Genomic DNA, 20,139 nt, shown 5'->3' with positions numbered 1-20,139 from the left:
GGGATGCGGCCTCACGCTTCTCCAGCGCCTGGACGGCCGCGCGGGCGGTCTCGCCGTAGGGGATGCCGCGGATCTTCCGGGCGCAGTCCAGGCAGGCGGATGCTGCGGCGGGAGGGCCCGAGCCGCGTTCGATGACGTCGATGATCTCGACATCGCCTGCGTGGCCCTGGTGCCACTGGCACCATCCGGCACTCATGAGGCCCTGCCCAGGTGCATGGCGCAGCTGGCGGAGTAGGCGGCGCACGCCCCGTACAGGTCGGCCCCGTCCATCAGGGGTGCGCGGGGCGGCACGATCCAGGAGTGGCCCTGGACGGTGTGCGGAGCGGTGACCACCGGGTGCGGAACCGTGACCGTGGACCCGGCAGGCAGCAAGCTCCCGATCGGAAGGTCCCAGCCGTCAGCGGTGCCGGGAGCGACGAGCCAGCGCACGCCGCGCACGGTGCTGAGGACGGGCCCAACGGGTGCTCCCATGCGGCTGAGGTAGCGCAGCACCGACGTCCAGCCGACACGGGACGGGACGGCGACGACGTCCCAGGCGCGGCCGGCGGGCAGTTCGGCCACGTCGCCGCGGTCCCAAGCGATGAGGACGTGCGCGACGCTGGCGCCGGTATCGGCCACCCACTGGAGCGGGGACCCCCCAGACCGTGGGCGGCGCCGTCAGCGAGCTGTGCGCGACGTAGGCGGTTTCTGGGAGAACGGCTCGGAGGGGCTGATGCGTGAGTCATGGGGTGTCCCGATCGTGGGCGGGAGGGAATTCGAGGAGGCGGTCCAGTTCGGCGCGCAGAGCGGACGCTTCGTCGTGGGTCAGGACGAGGTCGGTCTGGCCGATCGGTATGCCGTCGGAGGCGATGGAGAGAGGCAGCGCGATCCTGCCTGCTGCGGTCAGACGTACCGGGGCGCGACGTGTGGCGCGCAGGCCCTGCGATGGGTTGGCAGTCACGCGGGACGCCCTCCCGGTCCGTCGATGCTGTGTCATCGTCACGTCACGGACCGTAAGAGGAAAAGCAGAAGGCGACCCGGAAGAACCTTCCGGGTCGCCTTGGGTTCCGGGTTGGGGTGTATCCCGAACTATGCGAGCACGCCGATGTGTTCGGCGAGCGCGTGGACATCCTTCCGCATCTGCGGACGCGGACGCTTGAGGAGCCCCTGCACAGCGTCGCGCACCAGTGGGTGGTAGCCCATCTCTTCGGGGGACGCTTCCTTGATCTGCCGCAACATGTGCAGCGTCCCGTAGTCGTCCCCGGTCAGTCGGTGTGCGTGCATGACCTCGACCTGATACCGGGTGGTGCGTTCCAGCGGCAGAATTCCGCCGGGCTCTGGCACTTCGACGTCGTCTGCGAGTCGCAGGGCCTCGTGAGCGTCACCCTCCTCAGCCGCCAGGTGCACGCCGTGCATTTGCACATTGGTCGGGCCAAAGCTGGTGTGGAAGTCGTTGCGGTCCGTGCCGAGTCGGGCAGCAACGCGGCGGGCCTCGTTCAGGAGGTCCCAGGCGGTAGGGGCCTTGCTGTCACGCGCAGCGGCGATGACGGCAGACAGGTGCAGCGCGCCGTAGGCAGACAGGTGTTCCGGGGTCGCGTCGTCGCCGGGACGGACGTGCGCGATGGTGGACCGGGCCAGGTCGAGACTGTCCGCAACCTCGCCTGAGCTGGTCAGGATGCCGCAGACGTTCCAGGCAGCAGCCGCGATGAGTACCGGGTCGCCGGTGTCGTCCGCCAGCTGCATAGCCCGGTCTGCCGCTCGCATCGACAGCTTGCGGGCGCCCACGCGCCGGAGGAACACCTGATGCAGGTGAAGGAGGCTCACCAAGGCGCGCACCGTGTCCGCTTCGTCTTCTCCAGAAACGGTGCGCAGGGTGGCGTAAGCCTCACCTAGCAGGCCCGGCAGCATTTCGCCTACAGGCCCGTAGCGCTCGGTGTGAGTCTCGTAGACCCCCCATGCTTCGTTCACGCGATCGGTGAGTTGCCGCGCGGTCAGCGCGTCCCCGGGAAGTCCATACCCGAGCAGAGAGGGGGGGGTGTTCAGGGCTCGGCGGATTGCAGGGACCGAGGGATGCTCGGCTCCGGCTGTCAGCGACATATCGACGTGCGGGCCGACCAAGTCGGCGATGTTCGTGACGCCAAGTTCACGACCGAGAGCGGTGAGCATGGACAGGCTGTCAATCTGAATGACGCCACGCTCTACCTTGCTGAGCCAGTCCTCGGAGCGGCCGACGAGGCCAGCAACAGCGGCTTGCGTGCGGCCAGCTTTGAGGCGGTAGTACTTGATCCGCTCCCCGGTTGTCATCACTGTCGGGTTGATCATGTGGGTCCCCTAGGTGGGTGAGAGCACTCATCGACCAGAGTACGACCGCCAGTTACTGGGTGACTCCGTCATACTGGTAGTGCAGCCCCTTCGGGGAGCACTCACTGGCCCTCACCTGCAACAGCGGGTGAGGGCCGAATGCCGTTCGAGCATGCGGAAGGGCCCCGCATTCTCAGATGTCTTGCGGGGCCTCCCGTCTACGGCGGCCACTGATAGCCGCGGCTCCGCGCCTGGTGAACGTGGGGCCGCGGCCGTGAGTCAGTCAACAGGCCGCGGAACATGGTCTTCATGAGGTAGTGATAACGCCCGTCATACCGGCCCCGGCCCGGCGTCATCTCTGGTTCACCCGAGCGAGCGGAAAGCTCGCTTCAAACACGCGAATACGCCCCGCCACCCGAAGGTGGCGGGGCGCTGCGGTCTCGGGTCACCAGCGTTTGCGTTCGAGGGCTGCGGACTGCGGTGCCGGTCCGCTGGGGTCGGGCTGGGGCGCTCCGTCGCGGCGGCACACCAGCGCGTCCGGGTCCCAGGCCGGTGCCTGGAGGCTGTAGCCGTCGGGGCAGGCAGGCAGGCCCGGCCGGGCCGCGCTCGCCGGGCGGACCCTGCGCGCCGTCCTTGCCCGGCGCCCCGTCCTTGCCCGGCTGGCCCGGGAGTCCCTTCTCGCCCGGGGCGCCGTCCTTCCCCCTCTCGCCCGGTGCCCCGGGCCGGCCGTCTTCTCCGGGGCGTCCCTCGCTGCCGGTCCGGCCAGGCTTCCCGGGTGGACCGCTCGCCCCTCGAGGGCCTGAGATCGGCACGGGACCCGCGTCCGGTCCGGCAGATCCCGTACCGCCTTCTTCGGATCGGGCACCTTGGGGGTGCCGCCCTTGGCTTTGATCTGGGCACGGAGGACGCGGACGTCGCCGGCGAGGGTGGTGACGGCGTCGCCTCGGCGGTCGGCTTCGGCGGCCAGCTGCTCGGCGCGGCCGGCCTCGCGGTCGATCCGGGCCCAGATGACGACCACGGCCCCGGAGAGGGCCACCAGGACGCAGACCAACAGCACGGGCCGCCAGCGCCGGGCGAGCACGTGCTGGGCGCGGGTCACGTGGGATCACCTCCCAGGGTCGTGATGATGCCACGCAGGCGGGTGATCTCGGCCTGGTCGGCAGCGCGTTGCGCGTGCAGCTCGGTGAGCTGGAGACGCAGGGCGTCCCGCTCCTCCTGCAGGTCGTTGGTCAGCGAGCTGTAGCCGGTGATGACGTTCTCGCCCCGCTTGCCCACGGCCGCCACCACGGCGCTGGCCAGCCCGCCGACTCCGACGAGCAGCGCGCCGAGTGCGGTGGCGTCCAAGGGGCCCTCCTACGCGATGGGGGCGGAGTCGCGCCGGGCAACGGTCTCGGTCGCCCCCGGGCCTTCCCCGCCCGTACCGGAGGTGGCGACGGCCGTGAGGAGCGCGACGACGGCGGCCAGGCCGCCGACGCTCAGGGCCTGTCCCCAGTCCACGTCGAGGAGGCCGAGCCCGTCCCCGCCGAGGAGCGCGAGGACGGCCTGGGCGAAGGTGCGCACCATGCGCTCAACGGCGGCGCGCCAGAAGGCTGCGGTCGTCATGGGTCAGTCCTCCTCGGTGGTGAGTGCGGAGCCGAGCCGGTCGAGGGCGGCCTGCGCCCCGGCCTCGGCGGCAGCCTTGATCTCGGCGGCGGTCAGGCCGCCCCCGGTGCCGATGGCATCCACGAGCATGTCGATCGTGGTCTGCTGCGCGCCGAGTTGGGCGAGGATGCGCGTGCTGTTGTCGGCCGCGACGCGCGACCAGCCGTAGCCGGAGGCGAGCGCCGTCTCCACGTAGATCTCGCCGTCCTGGAGGCCGGTCTCCTTGGGGAAGCGCTTTTTCAGCCAGTCGCCGACCTTGAGCTTGTCCTTGAGCTGCACGTCGTCCTCTCCTTGTGCGGTGCCCGTCGCCCACGCGCGCATAGCCGCGCGGCTGTCGAACCGGGCCAGGTTGGTGTCGATGGGGGTGCTCGTGTACTGGTGGATGAGCCACGGCGCCTGAATGGAGGGATCTCCAGGGCGGCCGTTGTACTGGGCGATCCACAGCCCGTCGCCGGCGAACGAGGTGCGGTCGCGGTTCTTCCAGTAATCGACGTTGCAGTACAGCAGCACCTTGTGGCCGGCGGCCTTCTCCTGCACGTACTTGATCCACGCGTCCTTGTCGGCCGAGGTGACCCGGGGGTCTTCCCAGTCGAGTACCAGGAAGTCCCCGGCCCGGGGTGCACGGCCCGCCGGGCGGCTGTCGGCATCTTCTCTTCCGTATGCAGTCTGTGGCCTGACGACGTACTGGCCGGCCGGTCCGGGATGGGCCGGTTGTGGTCATCAGGTAGGAGGAACGGGTGGGGCGGGTGTGAGGGGGGTGGGGTTTCGGGAGAGGGATGGGTGTATGACGGGGAGCCGCTCGTGGAACCGGGCCCCGCGCCGGCGCGCGGGGCGTCTCGTACGCGTCCTGGTGGTGCCGCTGCTCGCGCTGGCCATGGCGGGCACGGCCTTCCCGGGGGAGGCGGGGGAGGGCCGGGCGGCCGAGGTGCGGGAGCGGGGAGCCGGCCGGGTGTGGGCGCGTCCCGTCGTCGAGCCGTATCTGTCCCTCGGCTGGGGCGACCCGCCCGATCCCGCGGCGCTGCTGCGGGCCACCGGGGTGGACGGCTTCACCTTCGCCTTCGTGCTCAGCGCGGGCGGCTGCGAGCCGCGCTGGGACGGGGAGCGGCCACTGACCGGCGGGGTGGACGAGCGGGCGCTGCGGGCCGTGCGGGTGGCGGGCGGTGAGCCCGTGGTCTCCTTCGGCGGTGGCGCCGGCCGCAAACTGGAGGAGGACTGTCCCGACGCCGCGGCGCTCGCCGGGGCGTACCGGAAGGTGATCGGGGCCTACGGGCTCAACGCGATCGACGTGGACATCGAACTGGACGCGTACGAGAACGGTGCCGTGCGGCGCAGGACCGTCGAGGCGCTGAAGCTGGTCGAGGCGGCCGACCCGGACCTGCGGTTGTCCGTGACGCTGCCCAGCCATCCCACGGGCCCCGACGCCCGGCTGATCGACGCGGCGGCGCGTGCGGGGCTGGAGCCCGACGTCTGGACGATCATGCCGTTCGCCTTCGGTACGCCACCCGTGGACGAGGCCGCCGCGCGGCAGGCGCGCCGGCGGGACATGGCCCGCGCCGCCGTGACCGCCGCGGCGGGCCTGGTCCGGCGGCTCCGGGAGGCGTACGGCTACGACACCGCCACCGCACGCGCGCACAGCGGCGTCTCCACCATGAACGGCATCACGGGGCATCAGGAGGTCATCACCGTGGAGGACTTCCGGACCGTCGCCTGGTACGCCCGTGCGAGCGGGCTGGCCCGGCTGTCCTTCTGGTCGGCCAACCGTGACCGGCCCTGCGGCACGCTGCCCTATCCGGCCGAGGACCGCTGTTCGGGGGTGTCCCAGCGGCCCTGGGAGTTCACGCGGGCGCTGACGTCGCCCGGGCGGCGCTCCTGACCGCCGCGTCCTCCACACCGGCCGTGCCGGGAACGGGAACGGGAACGGGAACGCCGACCACGCGCATCGAGGGCAGCACAGGCGGTGGCAGCACGGGGGACGCCGCGGGGGATGGTGCGGGGGATGGTGCGGGAGAGGGAAGCAGCGCTCCGGCGGCTCCCGGGGCCGTCGGCGCCGCCCCGTCCGCCTGGTCTTCGGGAGCACCCGCGCCCGAGGACGGCACCGCCGCCGTCGCCGTCGTCCCGGCCCGCGGGTGCGCCCCGTCCGCCCGTCGCCGTACCGTCTCGGCCCGCGGGCGCCCCACGTCCACCCTCGCGTCCGCCGTCACCCTCGCGTCCGCCGTCGCCGGGCCGCCCGGTGCGATGCCCGGCGGGGGCGCGGGGGTCTCAGGCTCGCGCCGTATCAGGAACGCGGCGAGCCCTCCGGCCAGGAACAGCGCCAGCAGGGAGACGGCGGTGCCCAGCCAACTGGTGCCCAGCCACTGGCCGCCCAGGTAGCCGAGTCCCACGCTGTAGACGGCCCAGGCCACACCGGCCAGGGCCGACCAGGGCACGAAGTCGCGGGCCCTGCGGTGGGCGGCGCCCGCTGACAGGCTGACGACGGAGCGTCCGGCGGGCGCGAAGCGGGCCAGGACGACGAGGGTGCCGCCGCCCTTGGCGAGCGCGCGGCCGAGCCGTTCCTGCGCGGAGGCGAGTTTGGGGGAGCGGGCGAGGGCGCGGTCGAAGCGGTCGCCGCCCCGCCAGGCGAGGCGCCAGGCGGCCAGGTCGCCGAGGAAGGAGGCGCCGGCCGCGCACAGCGTCAGCAGGAGCACCTCGAACAGGCGGCCGGTCTCGGCCGCCTGGCGTGCGGCGGCGCCGGGCAGGTCGGCGGCGTCGGCCGCGGTGGTACCGGCCGCCGCGGTGGCGGCGGTGATGACGAGGACGCCGCTGGGGAGTACGGGGACGAAGACGTCGAGCAGTACGGAGGCGGCCACGACCGCGTAGATCCATGGGGATCCGGTCACAGACCCCAGGATGTCCGGCACTGCTGTTCCCCGTTTCTCCTGCGCTCCGGCTCTCATCGACCGGCGCGTTACCGCCGTACAGCGTACGCCCGGGTCCCCCACTCAGGGCTGCTGGGTCGCTGTCGTGACACCCGCGCGGCGGCTCTGGTTACAGATGCACTGAATCGGACCATAGGACAACCGCGAAATCAGTGGAGGCGGGCACGATGAGTGCACGAATGCGCAGGGCGGGAGCGGGCGGGGTGACGGCTGTCACCGTGCTGGCCGTGTTGCTGACGGGCAGCGGATCGAGTACGGCGAGCGAGGTACCGGGTGCGGACGACATCGACCGGCCCGCTCGCGCCGTCGAGTTCGGACTGTCCCAGCTCAAGTTCGGACTCTCCCAGCTCAAGGGGGTCAAGGAACTCCAGGGGCTGCCGACGGCGAAGCTCCTGCAAACCCTCAGGGAGGGCAGGGAGCTGCGTCTGGCCGGCGTGCGTCTGTCGGCGCGCGCCGGTCAGCTGGAGCTGACCGGGGGACGGGACCGGATCGAGCGGCTGTTCAGGGCCGCCGACCGCGTGGGCGAGATGGTCAGCCTGGGGGGCCGGCACAGCCGCGTCACCCGCGAGATCCGGGTGACCGACGGCGACGGGCCGGTCCGCGTCTTCCGGCTGTCGGACCTCGCCGACGACTCCTCGGAGGTGAGCCGGCAGTCGGTGCTGGTGCGCTACGACCAGTTCGCCCCGGCCAACGCCTTCGTCCGCCCCCGCGCGGTCACCTACGACCGCGCCAGGGTGCCGGCCGGGGCGGGCATCGCCGTCACCCGCAAGGCCACCGAGAAGAGCACCACCGTCGAACTGGAGGTGCACGGCCTGCCGAAGAACCGCACCTACGGGGCGCACGTGCACACCGAGCCGTGCGGGGCGCGTCCCGACGACTCGGGCCCGCACTACCAGCACGTCAAGGACCCGGTGCAGCCCTCGACCGACCCGCGCTACGCCAACCCCCGCAACGAGGTCTGGCTCGACTTCACCACGGACGCGAAGGGCCGGGGCCGGGCCGCCTCGCACCACGACTGGACGTTCCGCAAGGGCGAGGCCATGTCGGTGGTGCTGCACGAGAGGCGGACCAGCACCGAACCCGGCCACGCGGGGCAGGCCGGAGCCCGGCTGGCCTGTTTCACGGTGCCCATGAACGGCCGCTGAGACCCCGCCGCCACCCTGTCACCGCCGCCACCCCGCCGCCGACACCCTGTCACCGGCACGGCCCCGGCGCCGCCCGGTGACGGGGAGCCGCGGAGCGGCGCGGTGGCGGGGACGGGACAGGGCGGGAAGGGACGGGAAAGGGTGGGACAGGGCGGGGCGGGGCGGCGGTGGATGCGGACACCGCCGCCCCGCCCCGCCCTTTTCGAGCCCCTGCCCCGTCCGCGCCCGGCCCGTCCGTCCCCGTCCCGCCGCGTCCGCCGGAGCCGCCGTCCTCAGCCCTGCCCGGCCGGTGCCGCTTCCGCCCCGCTGAGCTGTCCGCTGAAGACGGGTTCGAGGGCGGAGCGGGGTGTGCCGTCGGGGGCCGAGGTGGCGGGGCTGGCCCGGTCGAGGGTGTAGCCGGCCTCGCGGCCGTGCATCGTCAGCGTCATCAGCATGTTGCCGAACCAGGGGCCGCCGGTGCGGCTCCAGCGGAACGGCGGGGCCTCGGCACGGGCGTGCCGGGGCAGGGCGCGTCCGAGGCGGCGGCCGATCCGGCTCCAGCCGAAGCGGAAGCCGGTGCGCATCACCGCGGGGATGCTGTTGTGGATCGGTGAGCAGGTCAGCTGCACCACCTGGGACCGCTGTCCGCCGCCGGAGACCTTGAGGTCGTCGAAGCGGGGCTCGGTCACGTACGCGTGGTGAACATCGCCGGACAGGACGCTGACCGAGGCGGGCGCCTCCTGGTCGGTGGCCACCCGCTGGATCAGTTCCGTGAGGGCGTGGAAGGAGCGGGGGAAGGCGGCCCAGTGCTCCAGGTCGGCGCGCTGCCGCAGCTTCTCGCCGAACCGGGCCCAGCGCGCGCCCCGCGCTCCAGAGCACAGTGCGGTGTTCCATGTCTCCAGACCGTGCACGGCGGGCGGCAGCAGCCACGGCAGCGAGGTGCCCAGCAGCAGGTGGTCGACGGCGCCGGGCCCGCCGTCCAGGACCTGCTCGTACAGCCAGTCCATCTCGTCGTCGTCGAGGATGCGGCGCTCGCCCTCGGGCAGGACGCGTCCGGCGCGGGTGTCGATCATCACCAGCCGGATGCGGCCGAAGTCCCTGCGGTAGCTCCAGCGGGCCGCGGCCGGTTCCGCGTCGGCGCGTCCGGCGAAGTCGCGCAGCAGGGCCGCTCCGTCGTCCGCGCGCCGTACGGCGGCGAAGAGGGGGTTCTCGGCCAGTTCGGCGGGGGAGAGGTTGCCCAGGTGCTGGTAGACCCAGTAGGAGGTCAGGCCGCCGAGGATCCGCTCGTGCCACCAGGTGGTGGCGCGCATCTCGCGCTGCCATGCCTCGCTGGTGTTCCAGTCGTCGATCACGTCGTGGTCGTCGAAGATCATGCAGCTGGGGACGGTGGACAGCAGCCAGCGCACCTCGGGGTCCAGCCAGGACTCGTAGTACAGCCGGGTGTACTCCTCGAAGTCGGCCACCTGGTCCCAGGGCGGCTCGGACAGGTCGCGGCGCCGGGCCAGCTCGGCGCGGACCGCCTCGGAGGTCTCGTCGGCGTACACCTGGTCGCCGAGCAGGAGGAGCACGTCGGGGCGCCGGCCGCCCGCGATGACCTGGTGCGCCAGCGCGTCCAGCGCGTCGGGTCCCACCGGGTCGTGGCGGGCGCCGGTGGGGCGGGCCGCCCAGCGGCAGGAGCCGAAGGCTATCCGGAACGGCCCGGTCTCCTCGGGTGCCGCCTCGGGCGGGGGCAGGGTGCGGATGGTGCTGGGCGGGTGGGCGGAGTTCTCGGGGGGCCACACCTGGGTGCCGTCGAGCGTGACGCGGTAGGGCGTCTCGGTGCCGGGCTCCAGGCCGACCACCGTGACCAGCGCGTAGTGGTGGCCGAAGACCTGCCAGGTGCGGGCCGAGCCGCCCGCCGTGGAGCCGTCGCAGTGGACCTCGGCCCGGCAGGGGCCCTCGGTCTCCACCCAGACGGTGGCGGTGTCCTGGTCGACGTAGCGCAGCAGCGGGCCCAGTCGGAGGCCGGTCATGCCTTCTCCCTCGCGTCCCTCGGCTCACGGCGAGCTCTTGGCGCCGTACGGTGCGGACCCCAGGCCCGCACCGTACGGAACGAGGGAGCGCTCCGGCCAGTTTCCCGCCTCGGTCAGCAGGTGGCCAGAGCCTTCTTCAAAGCGGCCTTCTCGGGGGCGTCGGCGGTCATGCCGTAGGTGTCCTTGACCCAGATCCACATGCGTGCGTACTGGCAGTGGTAGCCCGCCCGGGACGGCATCCACGCGGCGGGGTCCTTGTCGCCCTTCTCCTGGTTCACGTTGTCCGTGACGGCGATCAGCTGGGCGATCTTGAGGTTGTTGGCCAGTTCCTGGCGCCTGTCCTGGTTCCAGGAGGCGGCGCCGGAGCGCCAGGCCTCGGCGAGCGGGACGACGTGGTCGATGTCGACGTCCGCGGGCTTGGTCCAGGTCGCGCCGTCGTACGGGCTGGTCCACGAGCCCTTGGTGGGGTAGCAGTCGCTGCCCGTCTCGACGCCCTCGCCGTCCCGTTTGAGGACGGCCTCGCGGGTGTTGCAGCCGCCGCCCTGGTCGGTCCAGTGGGGGAATTTCTCCCGCGAGTAGCCGTCCATGGAGCCCTCGGCCTTCTCGGTGAGGCCGGTGAGCATGGTGGCGGCCTCCTCGGCGCTGGGCGGGGCGGGGGGCGGCGGCGGCGGGGGAGGCGCCCAGGGTGAGGGTGACCAGCAGGGCGGAGGCGCCCGCGGCGAGGGCGGCGAGCGGTCCCGGCCGGTGTCGACGCGCGTAGCGGCCAGGGGTGCGGGGGTGCTCTTGCGGCATGCGAACTCCCGGGATGTGGGGGGATGGTGAGCAGTCGTGCCGAAGGGTGGTGCCTGTGGTGCGCCACACAGCCTGACGGTCGTGTGCACGTCACTTCAAGAGCCTGCCCGGGAAAGCCTGCCGGGCCACACGCGATACACCCACGCGACGGACCTCGTAAGGGAGTTGGCCACCCGCGCCGCACCACCCTCCCCTCCCGCCCCACCGGGAACGGCCCGCCGCGGCGGGCGGCCCGTTCCCCCGCGGCGGGCGGCCTTCGCGTCCCGGGGGCGGCATCGCGTAGAGTCGTACGCGTCTGAAGGGGAGTAGCTCTTCGCCGGACCGTCGACACACTGGCCCGCCGCGCGCGGGCCCGGCGCCCGGAGCGAGGCATCCGCCGCCGCGTGGCGGTGCCGCGCCAGCGAGACCTTCGGCCGCAGTGTCCGTGTCCGTGCCCCGCGCACGGGCAGCCCATGACGCTGCCGTGCCGAAGTGTGCCCAGCGCCGGTGCGGCAGCCCCGACCACGGAGGAACCCCGTGCTCAGCCTCACCGTCGCCGCCGTCGTCTTCGGCGTCGTCTTCCTCGCCGAGCTGCCGGACAAGACAGCCCTGGCCGGGCTGATGCTCGGCACCCGCTACCGCGCGTCCTACGTCTTCGCGGGGGTCGCCGCCGCCTTCCTCGTCCACGTCGTCCTCGCCGTCGCGGCCGGCAGCGTCCTCACCCTGCTGCCGCACCGGCTGGTGCAGGGCCTGGTGGGCGTGCTCTTCCTGATCGGCGCGGCCGTGCTGCTGCTCAAGAAGGACGAGGAGGAGGACGAGGAGGTCCGCAAACCGGCCGACCAGTCCTTCTGGAAGGTCGCCGGCAGCGGCTTCACGCTCATCCTGGTGGCCGAGTTCGGCGACCTGACGCAGATCATGACGGCGAACCTCGCCGCCCGCTACGACGACCCGCTCTCGGTGGGCCTGGGCGCCGTCCTCGCCCTGTGGGCGGTGGCCGCGCTGGGCATCCTGGGCGGCCGCACCCTGATGAAGTACGTCCCGCTGCGGCTGGTCACCCGGGTCGCGGCCCTGCTGATGCTGGGACTGGCGGCCTTCAGCCTGTACGAGGCGGTGGCGTAGCCCGGCCGGTGCCGGTGCCCGCGGGCGGCCGGTGCCCGCGGGCACCGGCGCCCCCCGAACGGCCGCCGCCGGCGCGCCGGGACGGTGCCCGGCGCGCATGGTGGGCGTATGAGCGGGGAACACGCGGCGGCACCGGCATCCCCGGGCGCGCGCGGCGTCATGCTGCCGATCGGGGCGCTCCTGCTCGGGCTGCTGCTCGCGGCGCTCGACCAGACGATCGTCGCCACGGCGCTGCCCACGATCGTCAGCGACCTGGGGGGCATGGAGCACCTCTCCTGGGTGGTCACCGCCTATCTGCTGGCCGTCACCGCCGCCACCCCGCTGTGGGGCAAGCTCGGCGACCAGTACGGGCGCAAGCGCCTCTTCCAGGTGGCGATCGTCATCTTCCTGGTGGGGTCCGCGCTGTGCGGCATCGCCCAGAACATGCCGCAGCTCATCGGGTACCGCGCCGTGCAGGGCCTGGGCGGCGGCGGACTGATCACCCTGTCGATGGCCATCGTCGGGGACCTGGTGCCACCCCGCGAGCGCGGCCGCTACCAGGGCTTGTTCGGCGCCGTTTTCGGTACGACCAGCGTGCTGGGGCCGCTGCTGGGCGGCTTCTTCACCGAACACCTGGACTGGCGCTGGGTCTTCTACATCAACCTGCCCATCGGCGCCGTCGCCCTCGTGGTGATCGCCGCCGCCCTGCACCTCCCGGTCAGCAGGCATCCGCACACCATCGACTACCTGGGCACCTTCCTGATCGCGGCCGTCGCCACCTGTGTGGTGCTGGTCACCTCGCTGGGCGGAACCGCCTGGCCGTGGAACTCCGCCCAGGTCTACGGCCTGTCCGTGCTGGCCGCCGTACTGCTGGCGTGCTTCGTCGCGGTCGAGCGGAGGGCCGCCGAACCGGTGCTGCCGCCGAGCGTCTTCGCCGTGCGCAACTTCACCCTGTGCGCGGCCATCAGCTTCGTCGTCGGCTTCGCGATGTTCGGCTGCATGACCTACCTGCCGACCTTCCTCCAGGTCGTGCACGGCATCACCCCGACGCTCTCGGGTGTCCATATGCTCCCGATGGTGCTGGGCGTGCTCCTGTCCTCCACGGTGTCCGGGCAGCTGATCACCCACACCGGGCACTGGAAGGTCTTCCCCGTGGCGGGCACCGCCGTCACCACGGTCGGGCTCGTCCTGCTGCACCGCATGACCCCGGGCAGCTCCGAGTGGGAGATGGGCACCTACTTCGCCGTCTTCGGGCTCGGCCTGGGCCTGGTGCTCCAGGTGCTGGTGCTGGTCGCCCAGAACGCGGTGCGCTACGCCGATCTGGGCGTCGCCACCTCCGGGGTCACCTTCTTCCGCTCGGTGGGCGCCTCGGTCGGCGTGGCCGTCTTCGGCGCGGTCTTCTCCTCCCGGCTCGGCGGCAAGCTCACCGACGCGCTGCGCGGCAGGCCGCTGCCGCGGGGAGTGACGGCGGACTCCCTCAAGCACGACCCCCAGTCCGTCGGCCGGCTCCCCGCCGGCGCCCGCCGCGGCGTACTGGGCGCCTACTCCGAGTCCATCACGGACGTCTTCCTCTACGCCTCCCCGCTGGCCGCGGTGGCGTTCCTGCTGACCTGGCTGCTGCGCGAACAGAAGCTGCGCCGCAGTGTGCAGGTGCCGGACGAGAGCGAGACGCTGGGCGCCTGCCCCGTCGAGCGCAGCTCCGCCGACGAGGTCACCCGCGCCCTCTCCCGGCTCGGCACCATCGAGGGCCGCCGCGACCTGTACGCGCGGATCGCCCGGACGGCCGGGCTGGACCTGCGCCCCGCCGCCACCTGGCTGCTGCTGCGCGTCCACCACGACGGCCCCGTCGAGCCCGCGCTGCTGGAGGACGCCTACGAGGGGGTGATCCCGCGCCGCGTCATCGCGGACGGCGCGCGGCAGCTGGAGGAGCGGCGGCTGGCGGCCCGGCAGGGGCTGGAGCTGGTGGCGACGGAGCGCGGCCAGGAGGCGGCACGCCGGCTGTCGGACGCCCGCCAGGAGCTGCTGGCCGAACTGCTGGGCGACTGGTGGACCCCGGACCGGCCCACCGATCTGACGGAGCTGGTGCGGGAACTCAACGCGGAGACCGGCCGCTCCAGGCCGCCGCGGATGACCTGACCGCCCGCCCGCCCCCCCGGTGCCGTCCCCGCGCCGGACCTGTCCGACCGCTGCGCCCTCCGTGCCTCCGTCCGCGCTTGACCCTGCCCGACCTCGACCGCGTATGGTCCACCACTGGACAGTTGCTGGCGATTCGGGCACCACAGCCGCGAGCCGGACGGTGGCGGTACCAGGGGAGGGATCGGGATGAGGGGGGACGAACGCTGTCCCGCGTGCGGAAACGGCGCCGAGGGGTGCGCGCACGGCACCGGGACGGCCGCGCCGGAGGGCACCCGGGCCGCGCCGGACAGCGCACCGGGCGGGCAGGACGGCACACCGGACAGACCCAGCGGCCGGCCGCACGGGACCGGTGAGCGGCCGGACGGGACAGGTGAGCCACAGGGGGCCGGGGGCGGGGCGCGGACGGAGGATCCCGAGGACCCGCTCCACATACGCCCTTACGTACGCCTGCACGAGGCGTCGTCGCCCGCCCCCGCGTCCGAGGAGTCCGCCGCGGGGGCCGGGGCGGACGGGCACGGGGACGCGCATGTGCCGCTGCCGGATCTGTCACCGTTCGCGGCCCAGGGGACGGACGAGACGGCCGAGTTGCCCGCCGTCGTCTCCAGGGGCGGCGGCGCACGGCCCCGGGCCCGGCGCCGGAGAGCCGCCGCGCCCGCGGCACCGGCCGCCCACCGGCGCGAGGAGGAGCGCCGCAGGCCCAGCACGGCGGTGTTCGCGGGGGTCGGGGTGGCGGCCGTGCTCGGCGCCGGTCTGCTGACGACCCAGATCCTCACCGACCACGGCAGCGGCACCCCGGACGGGCGTGCCCTGCGCCAACTGCCCACCGGCGCCCCGACCCACGCCCTGCCCACCGCCTCGCCCTCCCGCCAGGGGGCCCCGGAGCGGACGGAGCGGCCGGCGCCCCTCCCGTCGCGTACCGGTGTGACGGGAGAGCCCCGGGCCGACCGGGGTGGCGGCGAGCACACCGCGAGCCCGTCCCCCTCCCGGGGCACGGGGGACTCCGCGGAGCGGCCGGACGGCTCCGGCTCCGGCGAGGGGGAGAGGCGGCACGGCCGGCCGCACCCGGTGGAGCCGGACCGTTCCCCGGGACGCACGCTGCGCCCGGGAGACACCGGACCCGAGGTCGCCGAGTTGCAGCGCCGGCTCAAGCAGGCCGGGTTCTACGACCGGGACGCGGAGGAGGACGGCGTCTACTCCTCCCGCGTGCGGGAGAGCGTCTTCCGCTACCAGGCGCGCTACCACCTGTGGGACGACACCCCCGGCGAGTACGGTCCCGCCACCCGGCGCCATCTGGAGGCCCGCACGTCCGGGTGAGGCACTGGCCGCTGCGGTCCCCCGGTTTGTATGATGGAGAAACAAATGGTTCCGCCCGTGCCCTTCACCCGGCCCGTCCCCCTGGCCCCGTGCCCGGAGGGCCGTGCCGGACGGGAAGGGCGTCCCTGACCGGCGGGCGGGCCATCTGTTCCACCGCCGACGACGCCTGATGGCCCGCGCCTAGGGAGCCCGCATGCCGATACCCCCGATCACCGTTCGCGGGCTGCTGCTCGACATGGACGGCACCCTCGTCGACTCCGACGCCGTGGTGGCGCGGGTCTGGCGGGGCTGGGCCGTCGCGAAGGGGCTCGACCCCGACGGGGTTCTGCGCGTCGCGCACGGCCGCCAGGGCCAGATGACGATGGCCGCCCTGCTTCCCGACCGCCCCATGGAGCAGAACATCGCCGAGAACAGCGCCCTCCTCGCCGAGGAGACCGCGGACACCGAGGGCATCGTCCCCGTCCCCGGCGCCCCCGCCTTCCTGGCGGCGCTGGCGGGACTCCCGCACGCGCTGGTGACCTCCGCGCCCCCGCGGCTGGCCGAGGCGCGGATGGCGGCGGCGGGTCTGCGGATGCCGCCGGTGCGGATCACCGCCGACGACGTCAGCGCCGGCAAGCCCGACCCGGAGGGCTTCCTCAAGGGCGCGGCCGAACTGGGGTTCCCGGCGGCGGAGTGCCTCGTCTTCGAGGACTCGGGCGCCGGCATCGCCGCCGGCCTGGCGGCGGGGATGCCGGTCGCCGGCGTCGGCCCACGCGCCGCCGAGTACGGTCCGACCGTGCACGTCCCCGACCTGGAACGGGTCGCTCTCGCATCCCTCCCCGACGGCCGGATCCGCCTCACCTTCGCGGACTGAGCCCCCGAGGGCGTCCGCACTTGCTCCCCGTCCTGGCCGGAACCGCCGTCCCGGCCCCGGCGTCAACCGCCGTACCCGCCGCGCCGCACGTTCCGGTGCGGGCGGACGGGCGACAGATCGTCACGGGCGGACGGCGGGCAGCGGGCGGAGGACAGCGGACGGCGGACCGGCAGCGGGCCTATGGCAGAGGGCGGACGCCGACGCGGCGGGCCGGCCGCTCACTTCTTCGGCGGCGCCTGCTGGACCACCTCGAACGACCACGTCTCGGAGCCGGTCGCGGCGGGCCCGGGGCGCTCGGCGGACCGCGCGGCCTCCCCCGCCGTGTCCCCTTCCATGCCCTCGTCGTCGCCCTTCGCGCGCTGGTGCGCCTCCTTCATCGGCCCGTTCATCCACGCCTGGAAGGACTCCTCGTCACGCCAGCGGGTGTAGACGAGATAGCGGTCGCTGCCCTCCAGCGGGCGGAGCAGCTCGAACCACTCGAAGCCGTCGGCGCTCTCGACGAAGCCCTTGCGGGCGGCGAAGCGCTGCTCCAGCACCTCGCGCTGGTCGGCCGGTACGGTCAGCGCGTTGATCTTGACGATGCTCATGAGGCCATCCTGCCTCACACCGGGAAGCGGCCCGCGCCGGGTGACCGGCCCCCTCCCGCTCCGGCCCACCGACCGGACATGACACTCAGGTAGCGAGTAGGTTTCTCGCGTCTGACGTGAAGGGCCGCCGTGCACGAGGCGGTCCCGGACAGGCACGGGGGACCGGCGGAACGAAGGACCGGCGGACAGGACGGAGACGGCGGGGCGTGGCGGCGGAATCGGTGGCGGACGGGCCCAAGGAGCAGGGCCGGGGCGGGACATGGGTCCCCGACGGGGGCGGTCCCCTGCGGCGGCCGGGCCGGCGGTGGACCAGGGCGGGAGCGCGCTGGGGCATGGCCTCGGCCGGGCTGTGGGCCCTCGCGCTCGCGCTGGCCGCGCGGCAGGCCGCCGCGGTGCTGCGGCTCCCGCAGGACGAGCGGCTGGTCGATCTGAGCGCCTGGCTCGGCCGGGACGGTGTGCTGCGCCTGCACGGCTCCCTCTACGACGGGGAAGAGCCGTTCACCGGGACGCCGTTCGCGGGGCTCGTCCTCAAACCGCTCACCCGCGCCGCCGAAGCGGGGCTGGGCGTGGTCTGGACGGTGGGGACGCTGCTGCTGGTCGCCGCCGTGGGCGTGCTGGCCGCGCGGGCGCTGCCGGGGCCCGTCTCCCGGCGTACGGCACTGTGCGCCGTTCCGGCCGCGCTGAGCCTGCTGGTGCTGTCCGTGCCCGTACGCAACACCTTCCACCTCGGCCAGACCAGTGTGCTGCCGGTGCTGCTCGTCCTGGCCGGCTGGCTGCTGGGCGGCGAGCGCCCGGCACCGGCCGGGACCGCCGCCGGGGCCGCCCCCGGCGGAGGCAGGGCGGCCGAGGCCGGAACCGGCACCGGCAGCGGGCCGGCGCCCGTGACCGGGAAGGCCACCGGGACGGGGGAGGCCACCGAAACCGGACCGGCGGCAGGGACGGCGCACACGGCCGGTGCCATGGGGGCGGCCGGGCTCTTGCGGGGGCGTGCCGCCGCGGTGTTCGGCGTGCGGGGGAGCGGCGCCCTCATCGGCGCGGCCTGCGCGCTCCAGCCGGCCACCGTGCTGTTCTGGCCGCTGCTGTGGCTCACCGGACGCCGCCGGACGGCTGTCTGGAGCACCGGTACGTTCCTGCTGTGCACCCTCGCCGCCTGGTCCGTCATGCCGGACGACTCGTGGGCGTACTGGGTGCACCACGTCGCGGGCGTCGGTCTGGGCGGCCCGGCGGACGCGACCGCCAACCAGTCCCTGCACGGCGCCCTGCTGCGCGCCGGACTGCGCGGCCCCGCCGAAGTGGCCGTGCTGCTGGTGCTGGTGGCCGTCGTCGGCCGGCTGGCACTGCGCCGCGCGGTCCGCTACGCGCGGGACGGCCAGCCGCTGCTGGCCGCCGCGATCGTCGGCTGCGCCGCGGTGGCGGCCTCGCCGGTCGCCTGGCAGCACCAGCAGCTGTGGGTCCTCCTGGCCGTGGCCGGACGGGTGGGCCGGCGCACCGGGGACCGGCTGGTGTGGCCGGTGTTCGTGGTGATGGTGATGACGCTCGACGGCAGCGCGCTGGTGCCCAAGATCGCGGTGTTCGGCGCGTTCGCCGAGAACGCGGTGCTGCTGGCCGCGCTGCTGGCGGCCTGTGCCGTGCCGTTCCTGCGGCGCGACGCCCCCGCCTGGAGCGCCCCCGAACCCATGGGCCTCCTCAGCCGTCCCAACCTGATGCTGGAACTCCTGCTGATCCGGGTGGGGTACTGGGCCTACTCCTACGTCCGGGGCCACGCCCCCGACTCGCGGTCCCTCGCCGAGGGGCACGGCGACCAGATCATGGCCGTCGAGTCGTTCCTCCACCTCGACATCGAACACGGCCTCAACCAGCTCGCGGTGCGCACCCAGTGGCTGCGGGACGCCTGCGACTTCTACTACACGACCTTCCACTTCCTGGTGCCCATCGCGCTGCTGGCCTGGATGTACGCGCGTCGGACGGCCCTGTACCGCTCGGCCCGCACGGCGCTGGGCTGCGCCACCCTGCTGGGGCTGGTCGGCTTCTGGCTCTACCCGCTGGCGCCGCCCCGCCTGATGCCGGGCCTCGGCTTCGTCGATACGGCACACGGCCCGCAGGACCTGTCCAACCCGGACTTCGGGGCGCTCACCTCGCTGTCCAACCAGTACGCCGCGATGCCCTCGCTGCACGTGGGCTGGTCGCTGTGGTCGGCGGTGGTCGTCTTCCTGCTGACGCGGAACGTATGGCTCAGGGCACTGGGCGCGCTCTACCCGCTGCTGACGACGTTCGTGGTGATGGCCACCGCCAACCACTACCTGCTGGACGCGGCCGGCGGGGTCGCCGTCGTGACCGCGGGCTTCTGGGCCCGGCGCGGCCTCGCCCGCCTCCAGGCCCGCCGGGCGTCCGGGGCCCGGCCCCAGGAGGCCGCCGTCCCCGATGAGGTCAGCCGCGCAGCTTCAGCCCCTTCACCGCCCGGTCCACCGGGTTCCGGGGACCGTGGAGTGCCAGCCCGGCGAGAGTGAGCTTGTCCGCCTCGACGGCGCGGACGGCGGCGCGGTTGTCCGCGTCGTTGTCCGTGGCGAACATCTCGTCGGTGTAGACGGCGGTGGCCAGGCCGCGGGAGAGGGCACGGCGGTGCACCGTCGCGAGGCCGTCCGCGTCGGCGGTGAAGCACAGCACCGGCTCGCGGAACAGGGGCAGGTAGCGGTTGTCCGAGCCGTCCAGGTAGGGCTCGCCGGTGATGTCCTCGGTGGCGTGGGCGATACCGCTCGCCAGGAACGCGGTCACGTTCAGCTTCTGCCAGTCCGCGAGGTCGCGGCGGACGATCACGGCGATCTTCGTGTCGAAACGCATGGCCGCAGCCTGCCCGCCCGTCCCGCCCGCCGTCTTGAACGCTGGTGCGCGGCAGGCCCCGCCGCGGTGCCGCAAGGTGCGCGGCACCGGCAGACTGGGGCGTATGAGTCGTACGGGCCAAAGGGGCGGGAGCAGCGGAGCGGGCGGCGGCCGGGACGGTGCGCCGGTGGGCGACTGGGTGCGCTACTGGCGTGCGCCCGACCGGCCCATGGAGGCGATGCGCGCCCACTTCACCGGGCACGTCTTCCACCGGCACAGCCACGACGCCTACTCGTTCGCCGTCACCGAGACCGGCGCCCAGCGCTTCCGCTGCCGGGGCGGTGACCACACCAGCGGCGCGGGCATGGTGATGGCCTTCAACCCGGACGATCCGCACGACGGCGAGGCGGCCGTCCCGGCGGGCTTCACCTACCGCATCGTCCACCTGGGGCCGGATCTCGTGCGGTCCCAGCTCACCGACGCGGCCGGGCGTGCGGCGCCCATGCCGCTGTTCCCGCAGCCGGTGCGCGAGGACCCGGTGCTGCGGCGCGCGCTGCTGCGGCTGCACGCGGCCCTGGCGGGCGGGCCGGC

Annotated in this window: 20 protein-coding genes and 1 pseudogene; 8 read left to right on the top strand and 13 right to left on the bottom strand. The window is 73.8% G+C overall.

Annotated features, from left to right (window positions below):
• From FM076_RS09795 to FM076_RS34930, 8 genes are all read right to left on the bottom strand, one after another.
• Positions 1–196 (bottom strand): hypothetical protein (locus tag FM076_RS09795; RefSeq protein WP_173869514.1); only part of this gene is annotated, 196 nt, incomplete at its 3' end.
• Positions 193–618 carry a hypothetical protein gene (locus FM076_RS09790; protein ID WP_173869513.1) on the bottom strand — a complete coding sequence of 142 codons (426 nt, stop codon included), beginning with the start codon at positions 616–618 and terminating at the stop codon, positions 193–195. The genes FM076_RS09795 and FM076_RS09790, both read right to left, overlap by 4 nt.
• A 103-nt stretch (positions 619–721) precedes the next feature.
• On the bottom strand, positions 722–940 hold the full coding sequence (locus FM076_RS09785) for a hypothetical protein (protein ID WP_173869512.1): 219 nt from the start codon (positions 938–940) through the stop codon (positions 722–724).
• 128 nt (positions 941–1,068) lie between these two features.
• On the bottom strand, positions 1,069–2,301 hold the full coding sequence (locus FM076_RS09780; protein WP_243274401.1) for a helix-turn-helix domain-containing protein: 1,233 nt from the start codon (positions 2,299–2,301) through the stop codon (positions 1,069–1,071).
• A 424-nt stretch (positions 2,302–2,725) separates the two neighbouring features.
• A complete protein-coding gene (locus FM076_RS09775) occupies positions 2,726–3,379 on the bottom strand; it encodes a collagen-like protein (protein WP_243274400.1) in 654 nt (217 codons plus the stop codon).
• Positions 3,376–3,624, bottom strand: coding sequence for a hypothetical protein (locus FM076_RS09770; RefSeq protein ID WP_173869511.1), 249 nt, complete (start codon positions 3,622–3,624; stop codon positions 3,376–3,378). Before FM076_RS09770 ends, FM076_RS09775 begins: the two co-directional genes overlap by 4 nt.
• A 9-nt stretch (positions 3,625–3,633) precedes the next feature.
• Positions 3,634–3,882, bottom strand: a complete 249-nt coding sequence (locus FM076_RS09765) for a holin (RefSeq protein WP_173869510.1) — start codon at positions 3,880–3,882, stop codon at positions 3,634–3,636.
• Between the two features lie 3 nt (positions 3,883–3,885).
• Positions 3,886–4,467, bottom strand: a complete 582-nt coding sequence (locus tag FM076_RS34930; protein WP_428815144.1) for a GH25 family lysozyme — start codon at positions 4,465–4,467, stop codon at positions 3,886–3,888.
• 238 nt (positions 4,468–4,705) lie between these two features.
• On the opposite strand from FM076_RS34930, the gene FM076_RS09755 reads away from it, so the two are divergent.
• Complete coding sequence (locus FM076_RS09755) at positions 4,706–5,794, top strand: chitinase (protein ID WP_173869509.1); 1,089 nt, start codon at positions 4,706–4,708, stop codon at positions 5,792–5,794.
• On the opposite strand, the gene FM076_RS09750 is transcribed toward FM076_RS09755, so the two are convergent.
• On the bottom strand, positions 5,757–6,797 hold the full coding sequence (locus FM076_RS09750; RefSeq protein WP_428814775.1) for a DedA family protein: 1,041 nt from the start codon (positions 6,795–6,797) through the stop codon (positions 5,757–5,759). The two genes, FM076_RS09755 and FM076_RS09750, sit on opposite strands and share 38 nt — an antisense overlap.
• 206 nt (positions 6,798–7,003) lie before the next feature.
• Here FM076_RS09750 and FM076_RS33585 point away from each other — a divergent pair, with 206 nt between their 5' ends.
• Positions 7,004–7,981 (top strand): superoxide dismutase family protein, encoded by a 978-nt coding sequence (locus FM076_RS33585; RefSeq protein WP_243274399.1) that lies wholly within the window; start codon positions 7,004–7,006, stop codon positions 7,979–7,981.
• Between the two features lie 272 nt (positions 7,982–8,253).
• On the opposite strand, the gene FM076_RS09740 is transcribed toward FM076_RS33585, so the two are convergent.
• Positions 8,254–9,972, bottom strand: coding sequence for an alkaline phosphatase D family protein (locus FM076_RS09740; RefSeq protein WP_173869507.1), 1,719 nt, complete (start codon positions 9,970–9,972; stop codon positions 8,254–8,256).
• Between the two features lie 113 nt (positions 9,973–10,085).
• Positions 10,086–10,764: pseudogene (locus tag FM076_RS09735) on the bottom strand (HNH endonuclease family protein).
• A gap of 516 nt (positions 10,765–11,280) precedes the next feature.
• Here FM076_RS09735 and FM076_RS09730 point away from each other — a divergent pair.
• The 4 genes from FM076_RS09730 (at position 11,281) to FM076_RS09715 (ending at position 16,144) form a co-directional block, all read left to right on the top strand.
• A complete protein-coding gene (locus FM076_RS09730) occupies positions 11,281–11,862 on the top strand; it encodes a TMEM165/GDT1 family protein (RefSeq protein ID WP_173869506.1) in 582 nt (193 codons plus the stop codon).
• A gap of 108 nt (positions 11,863–11,970) precedes the next feature.
• Positions 11,971–13,977, top strand: coding sequence for an MDR family MFS transporter (locus FM076_RS09725; RefSeq protein ID WP_173869505.1), 2,007 nt, complete (start codon positions 11,971–11,973; stop codon positions 13,975–13,977).
• A gap of 186 nt (positions 13,978–14,163) precedes the next feature.
• Positions 14,164–15,291 carry a peptidoglycan-binding domain-containing protein gene (locus FM076_RS09720; protein WP_173869504.1) on the top strand — a complete coding sequence of 376 codons (1,128 nt, stop codon included), beginning with the start codon at positions 14,164–14,166 and terminating at the stop codon, positions 15,289–15,291.
• 193 nt (positions 15,292–15,484) lie between these two features.
• Positions 15,485–16,144 (top strand): HAD-IA family hydrolase, encoded by a 660-nt coding sequence (locus FM076_RS09715; RefSeq protein WP_173869503.1) that lies wholly within the window; start codon positions 15,485–15,487, stop codon positions 16,142–16,144.
• Positions 16,145–16,362: 218 nt separating this feature from the next.
• On the opposite strand, the gene FM076_RS09710 is transcribed toward FM076_RS09715, so the two are convergent.
• The gene (locus tag FM076_RS09710; RefSeq protein ID WP_173869502.1) at positions 16,363–16,731 is read right to left on the bottom strand and encodes an antibiotic biosynthesis monooxygenase family protein; all 369 of its coding nucleotides are present in this window, start codon (positions 16,729–16,731) and stop codon (positions 16,363–16,365) included.
• 206 nt (positions 16,732–16,937) lie between these two features.
• Here FM076_RS09710 and FM076_RS09700 point away from each other — a divergent pair, with 206 nt between their 5' ends.
• The gene (locus FM076_RS09700; RefSeq protein WP_428814773.1) at positions 16,938–19,238 is read left to right on the top strand and encodes a bifunctional glycosyltransferase 87/phosphatase PAP2 family protein; all 2,301 of its coding nucleotides are present in this window, start codon (positions 16,938–16,940) and stop codon (positions 19,236–19,238) included.
• Here the strand turns inward: FM076_RS09700 and FM076_RS09695 are convergent.
• Entirely contained in the window at positions 19,159–19,569 is a 411-nt protein-coding gene (locus FM076_RS09695; RefSeq protein WP_173869501.1) for a DUF2000 domain-containing protein, read from the bottom strand. The two genes, FM076_RS09700 and FM076_RS09695, sit on opposite strands and share 80 nt — an antisense overlap.
• A 217-nt stretch (positions 19,570–19,786) precedes the next feature.
• On the opposite strand from FM076_RS09695, the gene FM076_RS09690 reads away from it, so the two are divergent.
• Positions 19,787–20,139 (top strand): AraC family ligand binding domain-containing protein (locus FM076_RS09690; protein ID WP_243274857.1); only part of this gene is annotated, 353 nt, incomplete at its 3' end.

Source organism: Streptomyces albus subsp. chlorinus (assembly GCF_013302895.1).
Lineage (GTDB): Bacteria > Actinomycetota > Actinomycetes > Streptomycetales > Streptomycetaceae > Streptomyces > Streptomyces chlorinus.
This window is presented reverse-complemented; position numbering and strand designations above follow the sequence as displayed.